The following is a 4024-nucleotide window of genomic DNA, read 5'->3' on the forward strand; positions in this document are numbered from 1 at the left end:
GTTCCAGCGCCGCCGGATCTCCTCAAAGTCCCACCTCGGAGAGAAGCCGGCCTGCATCCACCGCCAATAGGACGGGCTGCAGGTCTTCCTGCACGACAGCCGCGTCGGGATCGGCTCCAATGCCTCTCTCGGCAGATCGCTGCGCAATTGCCTGCCAGGCAGAGGTGCGAGAACCTGTTCCGTTCGATCGCCCTGACGAGAAAGAACGCGCTCTTCGCCGGCCATGATGAAGGCGGCCGCGCCTGGGGCCGCATCGCTACGCTCATCGCAACGGCGAAGATCAACGGCGTCGAGCCTTTTGCCTATGCGGCTCCCTTTCTGTGGGGTGAGAGAATGGAGAAACTGTGTGCTCAATGACGGCCCCCAGCCGTCTCCATCACTTCACCCTTGGTCAGCATCCGGATGACATGCCGCAGATTCAGCTCCGCACCTCGTCCGGTGATTTCCAATGCCTCAATCACTGCTTCAACAGACGCTTGCGTCAATCCGCGTCTCCCGCCCTCACGGCGGGCAAATTCGGCCAACTCAGTTACAGGAATCGCCTGGAAGTGAATCACCTCCAGGCGGCTCAGCAGAGGGGCTGGCAAAGTGACCAAGGTGTTGGAGGTCAGCACCCAGCTGATCCAAGACATGTCGAAACCCACCTGGTAAAAGGGGCACTGCCACAAAGTTGCAGAAGATGGCTCCACGAGGGACAGTAGCCCCTCGGTCAGGCCGAAGCTGTTTCCTTTGGTCGAAGTTGCAACCCCGGCCTTTTCCACTTCGTCAACAACGACCACCGGATTCGCAATCAGGTGCTTCAGGATCGTCATCAAAGGGCGTCCCGGCTGTGCGTTGGACCAGCCTCGCTGGGAGCCCACAATACCGAACGACGCCTGCTCCGCCGTCGCCTCCACACCACAGCGGGGCACGCCGAGTGCGGCGCTCAGCTGACGGGCCCACATGCTTTTGCCGATCCCCGGCGGCCCGTCGAGAAGAACCGGAGGCAGGCGGAAGCCAGCATCGCCATTGCGGACCGAGCCCCGCATCGACTTCCATAGAAGATCTGTCGCTGGCGCCATCCAAGGTATGCCGGCATGGATCCCGGCTGCGATTTCATCCGCCTGATGCTCTGTCCGGATCCGGATCAGCTCCACACCGTTGCGCAGAACCTCCAAGGCTCTCCGGTCGTCGAGCTTGAGGTGGGAGAGACCTGCGGCCGCAGCCCGCCGTTCCGCCAGCCTGCTTACCCGGCGATCCACGCGGTCCTGACCTTCGCGCCCGAGACCAACCTGCATCAATTCGGTTTCCCACCGAAGGCGGTCATCACGATCCTCAGGGTCCGGAGGCACAATGCCGCGCTCGAGGGCGCGGCGCGTTTTCAGGAACCGTTCCAGGCGCTGCCGTATTGCACGCCGGTCTTTGTCGGCATTGTGGAACTCTGCTTCGATGAACTTGATCTTGGACATAGCTGGCCCTTTCCCGGCGCACTGCGCCGTCTGGCTCCCGATTGCACTCAGTGCGCTCAGGAAGATGAAGGAAAGAACCTGGCCAGGTTTGAGCTTCAGTCCTGCTCAATACAGCCATTTCAGTCAACAGGTGGCGCTGATCTTCGGAGGGGAAACGCATCCCTTCAGCACGCAGAAGGCAGGGATCTCATAAGTCATTGTTTTAAAACAAAACCACCGGCCGAATTTCGGCCGGTGGCAACTAACCTCGTGTCAGAATGGCAGAAAACCCCCATCAATGGCAGTTATTTCTTGGGTCCGACAACAACAGTCCTACCTCTATTCAGCCACACTTCGAATGACCGCAGCTGCGGCAGGTCATGCAGCCTTCGACCATCTGCATGTCGAACTGGCCGCAGCTCGGGCAGGCCTTGCCGCGCGGAGCGTTCAGGTTCACCACCTGCGCCTGCGGGTCGGATTTCAGGCCCATTCCCTCGCCTTCCAGGAAACCGGTCTTGATCATGTGGGTCTCGATCACGCCGCCGATCGCCGCCAGGATCGACGGGATGTACTTTCCCTGCACCCAGGCGCCACCACGCGGGTCGAACACCGCTTTCAGCTCCTCAACGACAAAGGACACATCGCCGCCGCGGCGGAACACGGCCGAGATCATCCGGGTCAGCGCCAGCGTCCAGGCGTAATGCTCCATGTTCTTGGAGTTGATGAACACCTCGAACGGGCGGCGGTGGCCGTTGATGATGATATCGTTGATGGTCAGATAGATCGCGTGCTCGCTGTCCGGCCACTTCAGCTTGTAGGTATGGCCCTCCAGCGACTGCGGGCGGTCCAGCGGTTCGGACATGTAGACCACTTCGGCACTATCGCTCTCATGCGGTGCCTGGGCGGTCTCGCCCGGCGCGGTGTCGGCGCTTTCGCTGACCGACAGAACCGAGCCGGTCACGTCATTCGGACGGTAAGTGGTGCAGCCTTTGCAGCCCTGATCCCAGGCCTGCATGTAAACGTCCTTGAAGTCATCAAAGGAGATGTCTTCCGGGCAGTTGATGGTCTTAGAGATCGACGAGTCGATCCATTTCTGCGCCGCCGCCTGCATCTTGACATGGGCCGCGGGCGGCAGGGTCTGGGCGTTGACGAAGTAACCGGGCAGTTTGGCATCGGCGCCGAATTTCTCGCGGTACATCTGCACTGCGTAATCGACCACTTCCTCTTCGGTGCGCGACCCGTCCTTCTGCAGCACCTTGCGGGTGTATGCATAGGCAAACACCGGCTCAATGCCCGAGGACACATTGCCGGCGTACAGCGAAATGGTGCCGGTCGGCGCGATGGAGGTCAGCAGTGCGTTGCGGATGCCGTGCTCGCGGATTGCGTCGCGCACGTCCGCGTCCATGTTCAGCATATTGCCGGAGCTGAGGTACGCCTCGGCATCGAACAGCGGGAAGGCGCCCTTCTCCTTGGCCAAATCCACCGACGCCAGATACGCGGCGCGGGCTATGCTATGCAGCCATTCGTCGGTCTGACGCGCCGCTTCGTCCGAACCATACTCCAGACCAAGCATCAAGAGCGCATCGGCCAGGCCCGTGACGCCAAGGCCGATCCGGCGCTTGTTCTTGGCTTCCTGCGCCTGCGCCTCCAGCGGGAATTTGGAGACATCGACCACATTGTCCATCATCCGCACCGCGGTGGCGACCAGCTCCTGCATCGCCTCCTGGTCCAGATGCGCGTCTTTCTCAAACGGATTGGCCACCAGCCGCGCCATGTTGACCGAGCCCAAAAGGCACGCACCATAGGGCGGCAGCGGCTGCTCGCCGCAGGGGTTGGTGGCGCAGATGTTTTCGATATAGGAAAGGTTGTTGGCCTTGTTGATCCGGTCGATGAAGATCACGCCGGGTTCGGCATAATCATAGGTCGCCTGCATGATCTTGTTCCACAGATCGCGCGCCTGCACGGTGTGGTAGACCTTACCGTCAAACACCAGTTCCCAGGACCCGTCGGCCTTGACCGCATCCATGAAAGCATCGGTGATCAGCACCGACATGTTGAACATGCGCAGGCGGGCAGAATCGGATTTGGCAGTGATGAAAGCCTCAACATCCGGATGGTCGCAGCGCATGGTGGCCATCATCGCGCCGCGGCGCGAGCCGGCCGACATGATGGTGCGGCACATCGCATCCCACACATCCATGAACGACAACGGGCCGGAGGCATCCGCCGCCACGCCCTTCACATCCGCGCCGCGCGGCCGGATGGTTGAGAAGTCATAGCCGATGCCGCCGCCCTGCTGCATGGTCAGCGCTGCTTCTTTCAGCATGTCGAAAATCCCCGACATGCTGTCCGGCACGGTGCCCATCACAAAGCAGTTGAACAGGGTCACCTGGCGCGCAGTGCCAGCGCCTGCAGTGATGCGGCCTGCGGGCAGGTATTTGAAGTCTTCCAACGCGGCAAAGAACTTCTCTTCCCAGGCATCCGGCGCCTGTTCCGCCCGCGCCAAATCGCGCGCGATTCGCCGCCAGCTGTCCTCGACGGTGACGTCGATCGGCGTGCCATCGGCCTGCTTGAAACGGTATTTCATATCCCAGATC

3 protein-coding genes are annotated in these 4024 nt (G+C 61.2%); all 3 read right to left on the bottom strand.

Translation table 11 applies throughout. The features are described 5' to 3' along the window. On the bottom strand, positions 1 to 354 hold a 354-nt coding region (locus A2I95_RS27085; protein WP_291734894.1), incomplete at its 3' end, for a hypothetical protein. Continuing rightward, positions 351 to 1448: an AAA family ATPase gene (locus A2I95_RS27090; RefSeq protein ID WP_291734890.1), complete on the bottom strand. Its 1098-nt coding sequence runs from the start codon at positions 1446 to 1448 to the stop codon at positions 351 to 353. The genes A2I95_RS27090 and A2I95_RS27085, both read right to left, overlap by 4 nt. 322 nt (positions 1449 to 1770) lie before the next feature. After that, positions 1771 to 4023: an adenosylcobalamin-dependent ribonucleoside-diphosphate reductase gene (locus A2I95_RS27095; protein WP_291734892.1), complete on the bottom strand. Its 2253-nt coding sequence runs from the start codon at positions 4021 to 4023 to the stop codon at positions 1771 to 1773. Position 4024 lies beyond the last annotated feature (1 nt).

It is taken from the genome of Leisingera sp. F5, assembly GCF_001593695.1.